12 protein-coding genes and 1 pseudogene are annotated in these 16,618 nt (G+C 69.2%); 5 read left to right on the forward strand and 8 right to left on the reverse strand.

All coding sequences use genetic code 11. From position 1 onward, the window contains the following. The 7 genes from CCN72_RS08670 to CCN72_RS08700 all read right to left on the reverse strand — a co-directional run. The coding region (locus tag CCN72_RS08670; RefSeq protein WP_086807000.1) for an ABC transporter ATP-binding protein at positions 1 to 932 on the reverse strand (932 nt) is incomplete at its 3' end. A gap of 12 nt (positions 933 to 944) precedes the next feature. Then, a complete protein-coding gene (locus tag CCN72_RS08675; protein WP_085566377.1) occupies positions 945 to 1,967 on the reverse strand; it encodes an ABC transporter ATP-binding protein in 1,023 nt (340 codons plus the stop codon). Positions 1,968 to 1,979: 12 nt separating this feature from the next. Next, positions 1,980 to 2,960 carry an ABC transporter permease gene (locus tag CCN72_RS08680; protein ID WP_086807001.1) on the reverse strand — a complete coding sequence of 327 codons (981 nt, stop codon included), beginning with the start codon at positions 2,958 to 2,960 and terminating at the stop codon, positions 1,980 to 1,982. A gap of 84 nt (positions 2,961 to 3,044) precedes the next feature. Next, the gene (locus tag CCN72_RS08685; RefSeq protein ID WP_086807002.1) at positions 3,045 to 4,853 is read right to left on the reverse strand and encodes an ABC transporter substrate-binding protein; all 1,809 of its coding nucleotides are present in this window, start codon (positions 4,851 to 4,853) and stop codon (positions 3,045 to 3,047) included. Positions 4,854 to 5,009: 156 nt separating this feature from the next. Continuing rightward, a complete protein-coding gene (locus tag CCN72_RS08690) occupies positions 5,010 to 6,038 on the reverse strand; it encodes an ABC transporter permease (RefSeq protein WP_085566374.1) in 1,029 nt (342 codons plus the stop codon). Positions 6,039 to 6,584: 546 nt separating this feature from the next. Then, positions 6,585 to 8,492, reverse strand: coding sequence for a translational GTPase TypA (gene typA, locus CCN72_RS08695; RefSeq protein ID WP_085566373.1), 1,908 nt, complete (start codon positions 8,490 to 8,492; stop codon positions 6,585 to 6,587). A gap of 142 nt (positions 8,493 to 8,634) precedes the next feature. Further along, positions 8,635 to 10,764 carry an ABC transporter family substrate-binding protein gene (locus tag CCN72_RS08700; protein ID WP_086807003.1) on the reverse strand — a complete coding sequence of 710 codons (2,130 nt, stop codon included), beginning with the start codon at positions 10,762 to 10,764 and terminating at the stop codon, positions 8,635 to 8,637. A gap of 288 nt (positions 10,765 to 11,052) precedes the next feature. Here CCN72_RS08700 and CCN72_RS08705 point away from each other — a divergent pair, with 288 nt between their 5' ends. Genes CCN72_RS08705 through CCN72_RS08720 form a run of 4 tightly spaced genes read left to right on the forward strand, consistent with a single transcriptional unit; the run spans position 11,053 to position 14,905 of the window. Next, complete coding sequence (locus CCN72_RS08705) at positions 11,053 to 11,340, forward strand: hypothetical protein (protein WP_086807004.1); 288 nt, start codon at positions 11,053 to 11,055, stop codon at positions 11,338 to 11,340. 36 nt (positions 11,341 to 11,376) lie between these two features. Beyond that, on the forward strand, positions 11,377 to 12,198 hold the full coding sequence (locus tag CCN72_RS08710) for a hypothetical protein (RefSeq protein WP_086807005.1): 822 nt from the start codon (positions 11,377 to 11,379) through the stop codon (positions 12,196 to 12,198). After that, positions 12,198 to 14,138, forward strand: a complete 1,941-nt coding sequence (locus CCN72_RS08715; protein WP_086807006.1) for a fumarate reductase/succinate dehydrogenase flavoprotein subunit — start codon at positions 12,198 to 12,200, stop codon at positions 14,136 to 14,138. The genes CCN72_RS08710 and CCN72_RS08715 overlap by 1 nt, the downstream gene beginning before the upstream one ends. Further along, positions 14,135 to 14,905 (forward strand): succinate dehydrogenase/fumarate reductase iron-sulfur subunit, encoded by a 771-nt coding sequence (locus CCN72_RS08720; protein WP_086807007.1) that lies wholly within the window; start codon positions 14,135 to 14,137, stop codon positions 14,903 to 14,905. Before CCN72_RS08715 ends, CCN72_RS08720 begins: the two co-directional genes overlap by 4 nt. 10 nt (positions 14,906 to 14,915) lie before the next feature. Here CCN72_RS08720 and CCN72_RS08725 read toward each other — a convergent pair whose 3' ends face one another. Next, positions 14,916 to 16,073 (reverse strand): glycoside hydrolase family 18 protein, encoded by a 1,158-nt coding sequence (locus tag CCN72_RS08725; protein ID WP_244174161.1) that lies wholly within the window; start codon positions 16,071 to 16,073, stop codon positions 14,916 to 14,918. An 80-nt stretch (positions 16,074 to 16,153) separates the two neighbouring features. Between CCN72_RS08725 and CCN72_RS08730 the strand changes: the two are divergent. Then, positions 16,154 to 16,618: pseudogene (locus tag CCN72_RS08730) on the forward strand (hypothetical protein); the annotation flags it as partial.

A 16,618-nucleotide genomic window follows, 5' to 3' on the forward strand; every position in this document is an offset into this window, starting at 1 on the left:
AAGCGGCAGCCGGACGGCGGGGAGATGGGCGAGGGGACGTCACCGGCGAGCCGGATGCGCTCGCGCCCGCCGGTGTCCTCGTCCGTGAGGTTGACCTCCGGGACCGCGGACAGCAGGGCGTGGGTGTAGGGGTGGCGGGGCCGGGTGTAGATGGAGTCGCGGTCGCCCACCTCGATGATCTTGCCGAGGTACATCACCGCGACCCGCTGCGAGAAGTGCCGCACGATCGCGAGGTCATGGGCGATGAAGAGGAACGCGATGCCCAGGTCGTTCTGCACCTGCTGGAGCAGATTGACGACCTGCGCCTGGATCGAGACGTCCAGCGCGGAGACCGGCTCGTCGGCCACGATCAGCTTCGGCTCCAGGGCCAACGCCCGGGCCACGCCGATGCGCTGGCGCTGGCCGCCGGAGAACTCGTGCGGGAAGCGGTTGTAGTGCTCGGGGTTGAGCCCGACGATCTCCAGGAGTTCGCGTACCCGCTTCTCGCGGCCGCCCTGCGGGTTGACGCCGTTGATCTCCATCGGCCCGGAGATGATGGTGCCGACCGTCTGCCGCGGGTTCAGCGACGAGTACGGGTCCTGGAAGATCATCTGGATCTCGGACCGGATCGGCGCCAGTTGCTTGCGCGAGGCGTGGCTGATGTCCCGGCCGCGATAGGTGACGGTGCCGGCGGTCGGCTCCATGAGCCGGGTGATCAGCCGGCCCGTGGTGGACTTGCCGCAGCCCGACTCGCCGACGAGCCCGAAGCTCTCGCCGGTGTGCACGGTCAGGTCGATGCCGTCCACGGCCTGCACCTGCCCGATGGTGCGGCGGATCGGGAAGCCGCCCTTGACCGGGAAGTGCTTGGTCAGTCCGGTGACCTCCAGCAGCCGCTCCCCGTCCGTGCCGGGGCCCTGCGCGCGCTGGGCCGGGAGGACCAGGTCCTCTTTCATGACAGTGTCCTCCTAGCCCAGGCGGGGCTTGATCTCCTCGATGAAGATGGTGCGCTTCTGGTCCGCGGTCAGATGGCAGGCGGACGCCCGGTCGGTGGCGAGCGGCGGGCGTTCGGTCGTACAGCGGCCCGCTCCCGCCACCCGGTCCTGGAAGGCGCAGCGTGGATGGAAACGGCAGCCGGACGGTGGGTTGAGCAGGGAGGGCGGAGTGCCCGGGATCGGGGAAAGCCGCGCGCCGGTGTCGGAGTCCAGGCGCGGCATGGAGTTCAGCAGGCCCCAGGTGTACGGGTGTTGGGGCGAGCGCAGCACCTGTTCGGTGGTGCCCCGCTCGACCGCGCTGCCCGCGTACATCACCATGATGTCGTCGGCCATGTCGGCGATCACCCCCAAGTCGTGGGTGATGAAGATGATGCCCGATCCGAACTCCTGTTGCAGGTCCTTCAACAGGTCGAGAATCTGCGCCTGTACGGTCACATCGAGCGCGGTGGTCGGTTCGTCCGCGATGAGCAGGTCGGGATCGCAGATCAGGGCCATGGCGATCATGGCGCGCTGGCGCATGCCGCCGGAGAACTGGTGCGGGTAGTCCTTGGCGCGCTGGCGGGGGTTGGGGATGCCGACCTTGCCGAGCATCTCGACGGTGCGTTCCCAGGCGTCCTTCTTGGAGGCGCCGTTGTGCTTCATGTACGGCTCGGCGATCTGCCGGCCGACGGTGTAGTAGGGGGAGAGCGCGGTGAGCGGGTCCTGGAAGATCATGGCGACCTTGTTGCCGCGCAGCTTCTCCAGTTCCGGCTCGCGGGCGGTGGTGAGTTCCTGGCCGTCCAGCAGGATCTCGCCCTCGACGGTGGTGAACATCGGGTTGTGCAGGCCGAGGACGGTCAGGTTGGTCACCGACTTGCCCGATCCTGACTCGCCCACGATGCCGAGCGTCCTGCCCCGCTCCAGGTCGAAGGAGAGCCGGTCCACGGCCCGTACGACGCCGTCCTCGGTCTTGAAGCTGACATGCAGGTCCCGCACGGACAGGAGAGGGGTGCTCATGGGTGTCTCTCCTTAGGACAGCCGCACGCGCGGGTCGATGAAGGCGTACGTGGCGTCGACGACGATGTTGAAGACCAGGATCATGGTGGCGGCGAACAGCATCACCCCGAGCAGCAGCGGCAGGTCGCTGAAGAACACGGACTGCACGGCGAGTTGGCCGAGGCCCGGCAGCCCGAAGGTGTACTCGGTGATGATGGCGCCGCCGAGCAGCGAGCCGAGGTCGATGCCGAAGATGGTGACGATCGGGATCAGCGAGCCGCGCCAGGCGTAGCGGAAGAAGACATAGCGCCGGGACATGCCCTTGGCGCGGGCGGTGCGGACATGTTCCTCCTGGAGCTGCTCGATCATCGCGGAGCGCGCCATACGGGTGTACTGCGCGGCGAAGATCGTGGACAGCACCACCCAGGGGATGATCAGCCCGGTGAACCAGCTCAGCGGGTCGCCGGTGAAGTCGTTGTAGGCCGGTTTGTCGAACCAGTGGGTCTGGTAGACGAGGATCGCGAGGGCGAGCGGGCCGAGGAAGTAGATCTGGAGCGCGCTGATCACCATGGCGCCGCCGGTGGCCGTCTTGTCGACCAGCGTGCCGCGCCGCCAGGCCGCGAGCAGTCCGGTGCCGAGGCCGACGATCAGGAAGCAGACGGCCGCGCCCAGGGTGAGCGAGACGGTGGTGGGCAGCCGGTCCATCAGGGTCGACCAGACCGGGTCGTTGGTGTGGTACGAGTACCCGAAACAGGGTGCGGGGCACGGCCCTTGGGCGAACTGGTCGCTGCCCATGACGAGGTTGTGCAGGAAGATCCAGTACTGCTCGGTGAGGGGCTTGTCCAGGCCGAGCACATGGTGGATGTTCGCGATGCTGTCCGGGTTGCAGGTCTTGCCGCACATCAGCAGCGCCGGGTCCCGGGGCACCCCGAAGAACAGCACGAACGTGACGATGCTCAGCAGAAACAGAATGACGACGGCACCGATGATCCGGCGGACGAGGAAGCGCAGCATGAGGGGGCAGCTCTCAGACGTCGGCGGTCCGGGCGGTACCCGGCGCGCCCTTGGCCGGGCGCGCCGGGTACCGGCGGATGACGGTTACTTGATGTAGAGGCGACGCGGGTCGACGCCGCCGATCACGTCGTCGTAGACGAGGCCGCCGACGTCGGAGCCGGCGATCTGGGTCTGCTTGTAGTAGGCGGTCGGGACCTCGTTGACCACCTTGGTCAGGAGGTACTTGTCGAGCTTCTCCCACTCGGCCGCGGACTTGACCGGGTCGGTGATGGTGTTGATGCGGTCGATCTCGCTGTTCACGTGCGGGTCGTTGACCTGCGAGTAGTTCGCCGCGCCGTCGGCGATCTGCCGGCCGTCGTACAGCGGGGGCAGGACCGTGGAGGCGGAGGGCCAGTCGGCGCCCCAGGCGGTGTGGAAGATGTCGTAGGTGTTGTTCAGCTTGGAGACCTGGTCGTAGAAGGTCTCGGAGGGGATCTCCTGGCGCTGGACGTCGAACCCGGCCTTCTTCAGACCGGCCGCCATGGCGGTGGAGTACTGCTGGCCCTCGGGGGTGTTGATGTAGCCGAAGGTCAGCTTCATGTTGAGCTTGCCGGCCGCCTTGAGCAGGGCGTGCGCCTTGGCGGGGTCGCCCGCGGGCTTCTTCTTCTTGCCGTAGGGGTCGAAGGAGGGGTCGTAGCCGCTGACGGTCGGGCTGATCAGGCCGCCGGCGACCTCCATGGCGTCGGTGCCGCCGTAGGCGCGGACGAAGGGGGTGACCGGCAGGGCGTAGGCGATGGCCTGGCGGACCCGGATGTCCTTCATCTCGGGCTTGCTCATGTTGATGTTCATCTGGCCCACGTACGGCTGGTAGCCGGAGACCACCCGGGACTTGAGCTTCGGGTCCCGCAGCACGTCGGACAGGTTGCCGGCGTCGACCTGGTTGTTCCAGCTGATGCCGGTCCGGTCGGGGCCGCTGTCGGCGAGCAGCGCCTTGGTGGACGCCTCGTACTGCTGGTTGAAGGTGATGTTGAACCGGTCCACGTACTGGTGGCGGATCGGGTCCGTCTTCGGGTCCCAGTCGGGGTTCTTGACCAGCACCATCGACTTGCCGGACTTGAACGACTCGATCTTGTACGGGCCGCTGGTGACCGGGTTCTTGTCGTACTTCTCCTTGGTGTCGCCCTTGGCGGAGACGATGGAGTAGCCGGCCATGGCCAGCGCGTACGGCAGGTCCGGGTGCGGCTTTTGGAAGTGGAAGACGATGGTCTTGTCGTCGGGCGTGGACAGGACGCTGTCGGGCAGGTGCTTGCCCTTGTAGGGGCCGTCGGGCAGCAGCTTGCGGTAGCTGGTGCCGCTGGTGTCCGCGAGCCACTGCTGGATGTAGCTGGGGCCCTGGTTGATGAACGGCGCGAAGAGCCGCTCGAAGGTCTGGCGGACGTCCTTGGCCGTGATCGGCGTGCCGTCGGCGAACTTGATGCCGTCCTTGAGCGTGTACTTCCAGGTCTTGCCGCCGTCGGTGGTGGTACCGGAGTCGGTGGCGAGGTCGCCGACCACCTCGTGCTGCTTGCCGTCGTTGCTGGTCGCCTTGTAGCCGGTGAGGCCGCGGTGGATCAGCTGGGCGACCGTCATCTCGTCGTTGACGTAGATCTGCGCGGGGTCCAGGTGCGCGTAGCTGTCGCGCTGGAGGACCTCCATGCTGCCGCCGTTCTTGGCGCCGGGCACGGCGGCGGCGGGCCCGGTGGAGTCGGCCGCGTCGCCGAACTTGATGGATGCCTGCTGGCGTTGCGCGTTCTGCTCGTCCTGCTTCTTGTTGTCGCCCGCGTCGCTGCCGCCCTTGCTGCAACCGGTGAGCACAAGAGCTCCGGCCGCGAGCACGGAGAGTGCGCCGTATGCGTGGCGTCCGCCCCTACTCATCACGAGGATTCCCACCCATCTGTGTGTCATCAGTGCGTTCTATGTCTCACCGGTACGAAAAGGACTCTGGTGCGGTACGAGGAGTACTGAAGTGCCGTGCGGTGCGAAGGGGTTGCCGACCGGACCCGTCTTCCCGTCGGCGGCTTCGGCGGTGGGTCAGCGCGCGGTCTTGGGGTCGAACGCGTCGCGGACCGAGTCGCCGAGCAGATTGAAGGCGACGACGAAGACGATCATCGAGATGCCCGGGAAGAACATGTAGGTGATGTCGTTCTGCATCACCAGTTCGGTGGACGCCTTGGAGAACATCTGGCCCCAGTCCGGCGTCGGTTCGACGATGCCCACGCCCAGGTACGACAGACCCGCCTCGGCGGTCACGAAGTTGGGCAGCAGATACGTCGACTGCACCAGCAGCGGGGTGACGATGTTCGGCAGGATCTCCTTGCGGATGATCCGCCAGGGCGAGGCCCCGCTGACCTTGGCCGCCTCGATGAACTCCCGCTCGCGCAGGGCGAGTGCGGTGCCGCGCAGGATGCGGCCGAGGCCCATCCAGCCCAGGAACCACTGGACGAGGATGAGCGCGAGCACCCGGACATAGGTCGGCGTCTCGTCGCGCGGGCTGACGAACAGGGAGACCACGACCGGCATGCTCGCGATGAAGAACAGCTGCGCGGGGAAGGCGAGCAGGAAGTCGATGACCCTGCCGATGAAGTAGTCGGTCTTCCCGCCGAGATAGCCGGCCGCGACGCCGAGCAGGATGCCGGTGACGACGACCGCGACGGTGACGGCGACCGAGATCATCAGCGAGGTGCGGATGCCGTAGATGAGCTTGGTGAAGACGTCGTAGCCGTTGCCGGGTTCGAGCCCGAACCAGAACTGGCCGCTGATCCCGCCGTTGGGATGCACCGGCACACCGGCGCTGTCGAAGAGGTCCGGGCGTTCGTCCGCGTAGACCGTGTACGGGTTCTTGCCGTACACCTTCGAGATCAGCGGCGCGAGCAGGCCGATCAGGAAGAAGAAGCCCACCACGTAGGCCGATATCACTCCGGTGCGGTCACGCTTGAAGCGCGTCCACATCAGTTGGCCGGGGGACCGGCCCGTCAGCGCGGCCTCGCCCGTCGCCTTCGGCCCTGGTTCGCCGGAGACGACCGCGGTTCCGCCGCCCCCCATGTCGATAGGACTTGTCACGGTTCGTCCGTTTCACAGATATGGGTGTGAATGGTGCCCGGGTACTCCGAGAACGCGCGAACCCACAGGCGGACGCGCGTAGTTCAAAGACCTGGTCACACGACGGGAAGCGAAGAACCGATCCGCCTGCTGCTTTTGACACCGCACATGGGTGTTCCTCCTCACGACTGCACGCGTTCACCTACGAAAGGGGTTTCCGGCCTTGCCTCCGACACCCCTGACGGAGGCTCAGGCACCCCTTGGTGCTCGTGAGTCGACGCAACTGTCCCCACAGCGCGTGACCCATTGACCCGAGCGCTACGCGGCTAACTATCTGCCATGGGCGGAACGGCCGACCACTGCCCGTAGATCTCGATTCAGTCACAGCTGCCGCCCAGATCTTTCAAAATCTGGACAAAGCGTCTGCCCGAAGAAGGCGCGAAACGGACTTGTTACATGGGTATCGGGCAGCGATCTCCGCATGTCGGACATGCGCCACTGAAAAACGGGTTGCAAAAAACCCGGGTCCCCCCACCATGGGGGAACCCGGGTTCAAGTGGCCCTGGATCAGCCGTTCTTGGCGCGGCTCGCGGCGCGGGCGCGCTCACGCTGGTCGAGGTTCACCTTGCGGATGCGAACGGCCTCCGGGGTCACCTCCACGCACTCGTCGTCGCGGCAGAACTCCAGCGACTGCTCCAGCGACAGCTTCCGCGGCGGAACGATCGCCTCGAACGAGTCGGCCGACGAGGACCGCATGTTCGTGAGCTTCTTCTCCTTGGTGATGTTCACGTCCATGTCGTCGGCGCGCGAGTTCTCACCGACGATCATGCCCTCGTACACCTCGGTGCCCGGGTCCACGAAGAGCACGCCGCGCTCCTGAAGGTTCGTCATCGCGAACGCGGTGACGGAACCGGAGCGGTCGGCCACCAGGGAACCGTTGTTACGGGTCGTCAGGGTGCCGAACCAGGGCTCGTGGCCCTCGTGGATGGAGTGGCCGATGCCGGTACCGCGGGTCTGGGTCAGGAACTCGGTACGGAAGCCGATCAGACCGCGCGAGGGCACCACGAACTCCATGCGCACCCAGCCGGAGCCGTGGTTCGACATGTTGTCCATGCGGCCCTTGCGGACGCCCATGAGCTGGGTGACGGCACCCATGTGCTCCTCGGGCACGTCGATCGTCATGCGCTCGACCGGCTCGTGCACCTTGCCGTCGATCTCCCGGGTGACGACCTGGGGCTTGCCGACGGTCAGCTCGTAGCCCTCGCGGCGCATCTGCTCGACCAGGATGGCCAGCGCCAGCTCACCGCGGCCCTGCACCTCCCAGGCGTCGGGGCGCTCGGTGTCCAGGACGCGCAGCGAGACGTTACCGATCAGCTCGCGGTCCAGGCGGTCCTTGACCTGGCGGGCGGTGACCTTGCGGTCCTTGACGGCCGCCTTCGCGTCCGCGCCCTTGCCGGTGCCACCACGGCCGACCAGCGGCGAGGTGTTGGTGCCGATGACCATGGAGATCGCCGGCTCGTCCACCGTGATCAGCGGCAGCGCGATCGGGTTCTCCGGGTCGGCCAGGGTCTCGCCGATCATGATGTCCGGGATACCGGCGACGGCGCAGATGTCACCGGGTCCGGCCACCTCGGCGGGCTTGCGGGTGAGGGCCTCGGTCATCATCAGCTCGGTGATGCGCACGTTGCTGACGGTGCCGTCGCGCTTGATCCAGGCCACGGTCTGGCCCTTGCGCAGCTCGCCCTGCTCGACGCGGAGCAGCGCGATACGGCCGAGGAAGTTGTCGGCGTCGAGGTTGGTGACGTGGGCCTGGAGCGGCGCGTCGTCCTCGTACGTCGGGGCCGGGATGTGCTCCAGGATGGTGGAGAAGAACGGCTCCAGGCTGTCGCTGTCGGCCGGGACGGTGCCGTCCTCGGGCTTGGTCAGCGAGGCGACGCCGTCACGGCCGCAGGCGTAGACGATCGGGAACTCGATCTGCTCCTCGTCCGCGTCCAGGTCGAGGAAGAGGTCGTACGTCTCGTTGACGACCTCGTCGATGCGGGCGTCGGGGCGGTCCGTCTTGTTGATGCACAGGATGACGGGCAGCCGCTGCTGGAGCGCCTTGCGCAGCACGAACCGGGTCTGCGGCAGCGGGCCCTCGGAGGCGTCCACCAGCAGCACCACGCCGTCGACCATCGACAGACCGCGCTCGACCTCACCACCGAAGTCGGCGTGGCCGGGGGTGTCGATGATGTTGATGGTGATGACCTCCCCGCCGTCCTTGGGGTGGTACTTCACCGCCGTGTTCTTGGCGAGGATCGTGATGCCCTTCTCACGCTCCAGGTCGTTCGAGTCCATGACTCGGTCGTCGACCTGGTCGAGCTGGTGAGCGGCGAACGCGCCGGCCTGCTTCAGCATGCCGTCGACGATGGTGGTCTTGCCATGGTCGACGTGAGCGACGATGGCAACGTTGCGGATGTCGTGGCGCGTGGCCATAGTGCGGCGTACTCCCGAAGTGGTGAGAAGGCCCTGCTGCGTACGTCCGTGTGACGCGGGCCTGCCGGGCTTGACACGCCACGGCCTCACCCCATGGTACGTGGCCCTGGGCGGGTCGGCCTCCGCAGGGCCTCCGGGCCCCTCATCCCTGGGACGGGCTCGCCGAAACCCTGGCCCCCTTCTTCAGGAATCCCATGTCCTCGTACACCGGTGTCTGGAAGCCGAACGCCCCCGCGTTGACCAGGTCCTTCCGCGCCCCCACCAGCTGCGGGCGCTGGTAGAGCGGGATCGAGCCTGCGGCGGCCCAGATACGGGTGTCGGCCTGCCGGATCAGGGACTTCGCCTCGTCCTCGTCCAGCGTCGTCGCCGCCTGTTCGAAGAGCTGGTCGACCTGGTCGGTGCCGACCCGGGTGTAGTTCTGCTCGACGTTCACCGAGCCGTCCGCGCCGGGCAGCGGCTTGGCGTAGATCGGCCGGGCGTCGGTCGCGGGGAAGGCGGAGGACGGCCAGGAGTACAGCGCGAGATCGAAGTCACCCGCGGCGATGTGGTCCTTGAAGTAGCTCTCGTCGGACACCTTGGTGATCGTCGTGACGATCCCGAGCCGGTCCAGCATCGCGGAGATCCTGGTGGCGACGGTGTTCAGCGTGTCCGAGCCCGGCCCGGACGGCAGCACGAAGCGCAGGGTGAGCGCCTTGCCGTCCTTGGCGAGCGGACCGGCCTTGGCCCCGGCGGGCGCCGCCGTGCCCTTGGGCGCGTAGGCGCCCGCCGCTCCCCCGTGCCGGCCCTCCTCCGCGAGGTGCTTGCCGCCGGCGTCGCCCTTGTTGTCCTCGCCGACGATGTACTCGCCGTCGTGGCCGCCGTCCGACTTCTCCTCCTGCTTCTCCTCCCGGCCGCTCTCGGGCCCGGCCGCCTTCTGCCCCTTCTCCTCCTTGACCGGTCCGCCGGCCACCCAGCCGGCGTCCGCGAGCAGCGCCTGCGCCGCCTTGGTGTCCTGCGCGCCGAGCGCCCCGCTGTCGTCGGCGTACGCGGGCTGCCCGGACAGCGCGAGATGGCTGCCGACGGGTACGGCGGGCAGGCCCAGCGGGGTGAGCACCAGACGGGCGATCTCCTTGCGGTCCAGGGCGCGCGCGACGGCCCGGCGGACCCGCTCGTCGGTGAGCGGCCCGGAGGCGCCGTTGAGGGCGAGCTGGGTGTAGGCGGGCTCCAGGGACTTGCGGACGCCGTAGGCCTTCAGGGCCGTCTGCTGGGCGAGGTACTCGCTGATCGCCTTGGCCAGCTCGGTGCGGCCCGCCTTGACGTCGGCGGAGTCGAGCCCGTGGGCGCGCGCCCAGGAGCGCAGCGTCGAAAGGGACGTCCGGCCGCCGCCCTGGAGCGGGGAGGAGCCGCCCTTGCCGCTGGTGGCGAGCCCGATCCGCTCGGCGTCGGCCGGGTCGAGGTCGGCGAGGTCCGCGGTGCCGTCGGCGAGCGCGCCGACCCGCTTGTCGTGGGGCACGGTGTGCAGCACGATCTGGTTCAGCTTGGCCGGCCTGCCCCACCAGCGGGGGTTGCGGGTGAGGACGATGTCCTGGGCGATGGTGTCGACCTTGTCCACCTTGAAGGGGCCCGCGCTGATGGCCAGCTTGCGGCGGGCGCCGTCGTTGAAGGCGTCCGGGGTGCCCATGACGTCCTTCGGGTACAGCGGCGAGAACAGCGACTTCCAGTCGGCGTAGGGGCGGGAGAAGGTGACCCGGACCTGGAGGTCGCTGGCGCCGCGCTCGATCTTCTCGATGCGGTCGTACCCGGCGTTGCGCGCGGTCCAGTAGGCGCTGTCCTTGCCGGACAGGGCCCGCCACTGGGCGACGAAGTCGGCGGCGCCGATCTCCCGGCCGTCGCTCCACACGGCCTGCTGGTTCAGCTTGTACAGCACCACCTGGCGCGGCTCGGTCTCGATGACCTTGGCGGACTCCAGGTAGGCGGGGTTGACGACCGGGCGGCCGGTGGCGTCCATCCGGAACATGGCGGGCAGCGTGGCCTGGGCGACGCGGGTGGTCCCGGTGTCGGCGTCGGCCTGGTAGGTGTTCAGCGTCTCCGGTAGGTCGTCCACGGCCCATTTCAGGGTGCCGCCGTCGGCCACCTGGCTGCGGGCGACCAGATCGATGTCCTGTGCGGCGAGGGGCTTGGCCACGTCGTCGTCCGAGCCGCAACCCGTGAGCAGCGCTGCCGCGAGGGCGCCCGTGGAGAGGAAGGCGGCCGAGCGCAGGACCGCGCGCAGGCCGACGCCGTGGTGGGACATCTCTGCTACCTCCGGGAAGCCGCGAGCGATATGATCACGTTTGGCGGTATTTGGAGCTGATCAGATCTATGCGGCTACTGAAGAGGAAAGGATCCGCCGATCACGAGCGACACGGCGGCGACGGCCGGCAAGCCCACCCGTGCGGCGCAAACGCACCGGGACGAGCGCCCGTACACCCGTCCAATCGATGCAGATCCCTTCACAGCACCAGGTGTGACGCGCGACACTCTCAGGCGCATGAGCAAAGCCGCCCGGGACCCGCAGCATCCGCGGAAGTGAGGGCACATCATGTCCGTGCACGACGACCTGACCACGGTCCAGCGCAGCCTCGACGACCTGCGGCGGTCACTGGGCCGGCTGGAGCGGCAGCTCGGTGGCGGCCCGGAGATGCGCCGGGCCCGGCTGGACGCCGACCATCTGCGCGAGAGCGTGGCGCTGCTGCGCGAGGCGGCCGCCACCCAGGGCTCGGCCACCCCGCCCGACCTCGTCACCATCTCCGACACGCCGTACGACATCACCTTGTGGACGGACTCGGACGACGAGGGCCTGGGCGCCCGTGACCGGCACGCCCCCTGATACGCCCCTGTTCCCCGAGCCGAGCGGAGTGCTGTCTTGGCCACTGGTACGGAACACCGACCCGAAGGCGGCGGCGTGCGTGCCCCCGGGCGCGCCGCGATCACCGCCGCGCACTTACGGACCGACCGCTGGTGGCTGGCGCCCGCCGGTACGGCGGCCGGTCTGCTGGCCTTCGTCGCCTACTCGACCTGGCGGGCCTTCGCGAACGCCGACTACTACGCGTCGCCGTACGTCTCGCCGTTCTACTCCCCCTGCCTGGCGCACAACTGCCAGTCCATGCGCGGCGGTCCCAACGCGGACCTTTTCGGGAGCTGGTGGGGCATCTCCCCCGCCGTCATCATCCTGGTCTTCCCGCTGGGCTTCCGGCTGACCTGCTACTACTACCGCAAGGCGTACTACCGCGGCTTCTGGGCCTCCCCGCCCGCCTGCGCGGTCGCCGAGCCGCACCGGAAGTACTCCGGCGAGACCCGCTTCCCGCTGATCCTCCAGAACCTCCACCGCTACTTCTTCTACGCCGCCCTGCTCGTCGCGGGCGTGCTGACCTACGACACCGCCCTGACCTTCCGCGACGAGCACCACGCGTGGGGCCATATGGGCCTGGGCACCCTGGTGTTCCTGGCCAACATCGCGCTGATCTGGGCGTACACCCTCTCCTGCCACTCCTGCCGGCACATCGTCGGCGGCCAGCTCAAGCACTTCTCCCGGCACCCGGTGCGCTACCGGGCCTGGCGCCTCGTGGGGCGGCTCAACGCCCGGCACATGCAGCTGGCGTGGGCCTCGCTGCTCGGTGTGGCGCTCGCCGACCTCTACGTCTGTCTGCTCGCGTCCGGTGTCTTCGACGATCCGAGGTTCTTCTGATGCCCGTGGTGGACCGCCAGGAGTGGGACGTCGTCGTGGTCGGGGCCGGGGGCGCCGGGCTGCGGGCCGCGATCGAGGCGCGTGAGCGGGGCGCCCGTACGGCGGTGATCTGCAAGTCCCTGTTCGGCAAGGCGCACACGGTGATGGCCGAGGGCGGCATCGCGGCGGCGATGGCCAACGCCAACGAGCACGACACCTGGCAGACGCACTTCCGCGACACCCTGCGCGGCGGCAAGTTCCTCAACCAGTGGCGGATGGCCGAGCTGCACGCCCAGGAGGCCCCGCAGCGGGTGTGGGAACTGGAGACCTGGGGCGCGCTGTTCGACCGTACGAAGGACGGCCGGATCTCCCAGCGCAACTTCGGCGGCCACGAGTACCCGCGCCTCGCCCATGTCGGCGACCGCACCGGCCTCGAACTGATCCGCACCCTCCAGCAGCGGATCGTCGCGTTGCAGCAGGAGGACCACGCCCGGACCGGGGACCACGAGTGCGACCTGAAGATCTTCCAGGAGTGCACCGTCACCCGGGTGCTGAAGGACGGCGCACGGGTCTCGGGGGTCTTCGCGTACGACCGCGAGACCGGCCGCTTCTTCGTCCTGCGGGCCCCCGCCGTGGTCCTCGCGACCGGCGGCATCGGCAAGTCCTTCAAGGTGACGTCCAACTCCTGGGAGTACACCGGCGACGGCCACGCGCTGGCCCTGCTCGCCGGGGCGCCGCTGCTGAACATGGAGTTCGTGCAGTTCCATCCGACGGGCATGGTCTGGCCGCCCTCGGTCAAGGGCATCCTCGTCACCGAGTCGGTGCGCGGCGACGGCGGGGTGCTGCGCGACTGCGAGGGCAGGCGGTTCATGTTCGACTACGTGCCGGACGTGTTCAAGGAGAAGTACGCCGAGTCGGAGCAGGAGGCCGACGGCTGGTACGACGATCCCGAACACCACCGCCGCCCGCCCGAACTGCTCCCCCGCGACGAGGTCGCCCGCGCCATCAACGCCGAGGTGAAGGCGGGCCGCGGCTCCCCGCACGGCGGCGTCTTCCTGGACGTCTCCACGCGGATACCGGCGGAGGTGATCCGGCGCCGGCTGCCGTCCATGTACCACCAGTTCAAGGAGCTGGCGGACGTCGACATCACGGCCGAGCCGATGGAGGTCGGGCCGACCTGCCACTACGTGATGGGCGGCATCGCCGTCGACTCCGACACGGCGGCGGCCCGCGGGGTGCCGGGGCTGTACGCGGCCGGCGAGGTGGCGGGCGGCATGCACGGCTCCAACCGGCTCGGCGGCAACTCCCTCTCCGACCTGCTGGTGTTCGGGCGCCGCGCGGGATGGCACGCGGCCGAGTACGCGCACTCCCTCGCCCGGGAGCGGCCACCCGTGGACGACGACCAGATCGGCGCGGCCTCGGCGGAGGCGCTGCGCCCGTTCGCCCTCGGGGCGGAAGGCGGGGTGGCCGGGACCACCGGGGCTGGCGGTGGCGGCCCGGAGAACCCGTACACCCTGCACCAGGAACTCCAGCAGACCATGAACGACCTGGTCGGCATCATCCGCCGGGCGGCCGAGATGGAGCAGGCGCTGAGCAGGCTCGCGGAGCTGCGCGAGCGCGCGGGCCGGGTGGGCGTCGAGGGGCACCGGCAGTTCAATCCCGGCTGGCATCTCGCCCTGGACCTGCGGAACATGCTGCTGGTCAGCGAGTGCGTGGCACGGGCGGCGCGGGAGCGCACGGAGTCGCGCGGCGGCCATACGCGGGAGGACTGCCCGGCGATGGAGCGGGAGTGGCGCAACGTCAACCTGCTCTGCACGCTGGCCGATCCGGCCGTCGGACGGATCCGGCTGACCCGTGAGACCACTCCCCCGATCCGCCCCGATCTGCTCGGCCTGTTCGACAAGGAGGAGTTGGCCAAGTACCTCACCGACGAGGAACTGGAAGGGGGGCTGTCCGGATGAGCGGCCACGAGGCCCGCTTCAGGGTGTGGCGGGGCGACGAACAGGGCGGCGAACTGCGGGACTTCACGGTCGAGGTCAACGAGGGCGAGGTGGTCCTCGACATCGTCCACCGGCTCCAGGCGACCCAGGCACCGGATCTCGCGGTGCGCTGGAACTGCAAGGCGGGCAAGTGCGGTTCGTGCTCGGCGGAGATCAACGGCCGCCCCCGGCTGATGTGCATGACCCGGATGTCGGTCTTCGACCCCGCGGAGACCGTCACGATCACCCCGCTGCGCGCCTTCCCGGTGATCCGCGACCTGGTGACGGACGTGAGCTTCAACTACGAGAAGGCGCGCGGGATTCCGGCGTTCGTACCGCCCGCGGAGCTGGCGCCCGGCGAGTACCGGATGTTCCAGGAGGACGTGGACCGCTCGCAGGAGTTCCGCAAGTGCATCGAGTGCTTCCTGTGCCAGGACACCTGCCACGCGGTGCGCGACCACGAGGAGAACAAGCGGGCGTTCGCGGGCCCGCGCTTCCTGATGCGGGTCGCGGAACTGGACATGCACCCGCTGGACGCGGCCGAGCGGTCCGGCCTCGACCGCAGGCGCACCGCGCAGGAGGAACACGGGCTCGGCTACTGCAACATCACCAAGTGCTGTACCGAGGTCTGCCCGGAGGGCATCCGGATCACGGACAACGCCCTGATCCCGCTGAAGGAACGGGCCGTCGACCGCAAGTACGACCCGCTGGTGTGGCTGGGCTCGAAGATCAGAAGGCGCCCCTCCTGACCGTCGCCCCTCACTCCACCCACCCCTCGCGGTAGGCCCGCCAGTCCGCGTCCGTCGCGGCGAAGTCCACGTACAGGGCGACGCCGAAGCGGGCGCGGCCGGCGTCGGTACGGGACAGTCCGAGGCGTACGCCCCGTACCGCGGCCGGGACGGTCTCCCCGCGGGCCCAGTGCCCGAACCGGTTCTCGTGGTAGAAGGGCAGACCCATCAGGAGCTGGGTGGACCCGGGTGTCACCTCCAGGGCGAGGCTGGTCTGCTGGGCCACGTAACCGCCGTACAGGCTCGGCAGCGGCTGCATGGTGTCGTACGACATCACGGCGATCTGGTCCACCCGGCGGGCCACCTGCCCGAAGTACGCCTGCGACCACCACTTGGGGTGCCCGGTGGTCGCGCCCCAGAAGGAGTGGAAGCCCGGCAGGGGGTCGATCTGGTGGGCGGCGACGGAGAGCAGCGCGTGGTGGGCGCGGGTGAGGGTGTGCAGGTCGTCGAGGAGGGTCAGGTAGTCGCGGTCGCCGGAGTGCAGGGGCTCCAGGTCGAAGTGGGCGCCCTGGAAGCCGGCGGCGAGGATCCGCCGGGTGGAGTCGAGGATCGCGGAGCGGGTCGCCGGGCGCTCCAGGCGCAGCCCCTCGGGCCCCTCGCTGGCGACCACGTCCCCGAGCCAGGCCTGCACCCGGACCTCGGGCAGCTCCCGGTGCAGGGCGCCGATCAGCCAGCGCGCCTTGGGATAGTCCGCGTCGGGCAACGTCCCGTCGTCCTCCAGCGGCCCGGAGTGCACATACAGATCCCTGACCCCGGTCCCCCGCAACCGGCCCGCCAGTTCCCTGACATCCGCCTCGCTCTTCCGCCCGTCCACCCAGGCGTGCCCGAGCCAGAGCGCGTCCTGGCCACGGGTACGGGTGCCGGGTGCGGGCTCACCGGAGTAGTTGACGCGGAGGGCGCCTTCGGCGGTGAGGAGGGCGAGGACGAGGAGGAGAAGGACGAGGGAGAGGGCGGTGAGGGTGCGGCGGACGGCATGGTGAGGGCGGCGGGAGGCGCGGGGATCGATGACGGTGCCCTTTTCGGGAGAGGTCTCCGCTGTCGGGGTCGGTTCGGCGCCCGAGGGCTCCGTTCCCGAATCCGTCCCCGGCCCCTTCTCCGGTCTCTTCACCGGCCCGGTTTCCGCGTCCATTCCGTCCCCCTGTCCGCCTGGTCCCCCACCCGTATCCGCCCCGCTCGCGGTGCGGTCCACTCCCCCATACGCTCCGAAATGTGACGTCCTCCCTGTTCCGGGGCCGCTCCCGGCGTGCCAAGGCGCACATACGGGTGCGGGTGACGCATGCCGTGCTGGGTGCCCTGGTGGGAGCCGGGTGGCTGATGTTGCCGTTGATGACGGCGGCCACGCGCCGTCCGGTTCCCGCCACCTCCCCCGGAACGCTGGCCGACGCGGCGGCGCCGGGGCAGGGCGGCACCTCCGCTGCGGACTACGTGCTCCCGCTCATCGCCGTGGCCGCGGCGGCGGTACTGGCGGCCTACGGCTACCTGCGCCGGGTCCGCCGCACCCGGACTCGTACGACACCGGGGACGACCCTGCCGGGGCGTCCGGCACCCCCCACGGTCGCCGACGCCGAACGCCAGGCCCGGATCGCACTGGTGCTGGCCGACGACTGCGTACGGACGAGCCGCGAGGAACTGGGCTTCGTGCGGGAGAGATTCGGGGTGGGGAAGGACGGGGTG

Origin of the sequence: Streptomyces murinus (genome assembly GCF_002154555.1) — a bacterium.
In the GTDB taxonomy this organism is placed as follows: domain Bacteria; phylum Actinomycetota; class Actinomycetes; order Streptomycetales; family Streptomycetaceae; genus Streptomyces; species Streptomyces murinus.

Excerpts from the sequence above, each read along its gene's own strand:
- CCN72_RS08675 (WP_085566377.1), bottom strand. The coding sequence starts at position 1,967 with ATGAGCACCCCTCTCCTGTCCGTGCGGGACCTGCATGTCAGCTTCAAG.
- CCN72_RS08680 (WP_086807001.1), bottom strand. The coding sequence starts at position 2,960 with ATGCTGCGCTTCCTCGTCCGCCGGATCATCGGTGCCGTCGTCATTCTG.
- CCN72_RS08685 (WP_086807002.1), bottom strand. The coding sequence starts at position 4,853 with ATGAGTAGGGGCGGACGCCACGCATACGGCGCACTCTCCGTGCTCGCG.
- typA (WP_085566373.1), bottom strand. The coding sequence starts at position 8,492 with ATGGCCACGCGCCACGACATCCGCAACGTTGCCATCGTCGCTCACGTC.
- CCN72_RS08700 (WP_086807003.1), bottom strand. The coding sequence starts at position 10,764 with ATGTCCCACCACGGCGTCGGCCTGCGCGCGGTCCTGCGCTCGGCCGCC.
- CCN72_RS08705 (WP_086807004.1), top strand. The coding sequence starts at position 11,053 with ATGTCCGTGCACGACGACCTGACCACGGTCCAGCGCAGCCTCGACGAC.
- CCN72_RS08715 (WP_086807006.1), top strand. The coding sequence starts at position 12,198 with ATGCCCGTGGTGGACCGCCAGGAGTGGGACGTCGTCGTGGTCGGGGCC.
- CCN72_RS08720 (WP_086807007.1), top strand. The coding sequence starts at position 14,135 with ATGAGCGGCCACGAGGCCCGCTTCAGGGTGTGGCGGGGCGACGAACAG.
- CCN72_RS08725 (WP_244174161.1), bottom strand. The coding sequence starts at position 16,073 with ATGGACGCGGAAACCGGGCCGGTGAAGAGACCGGAGAAGGGGCCGGGG.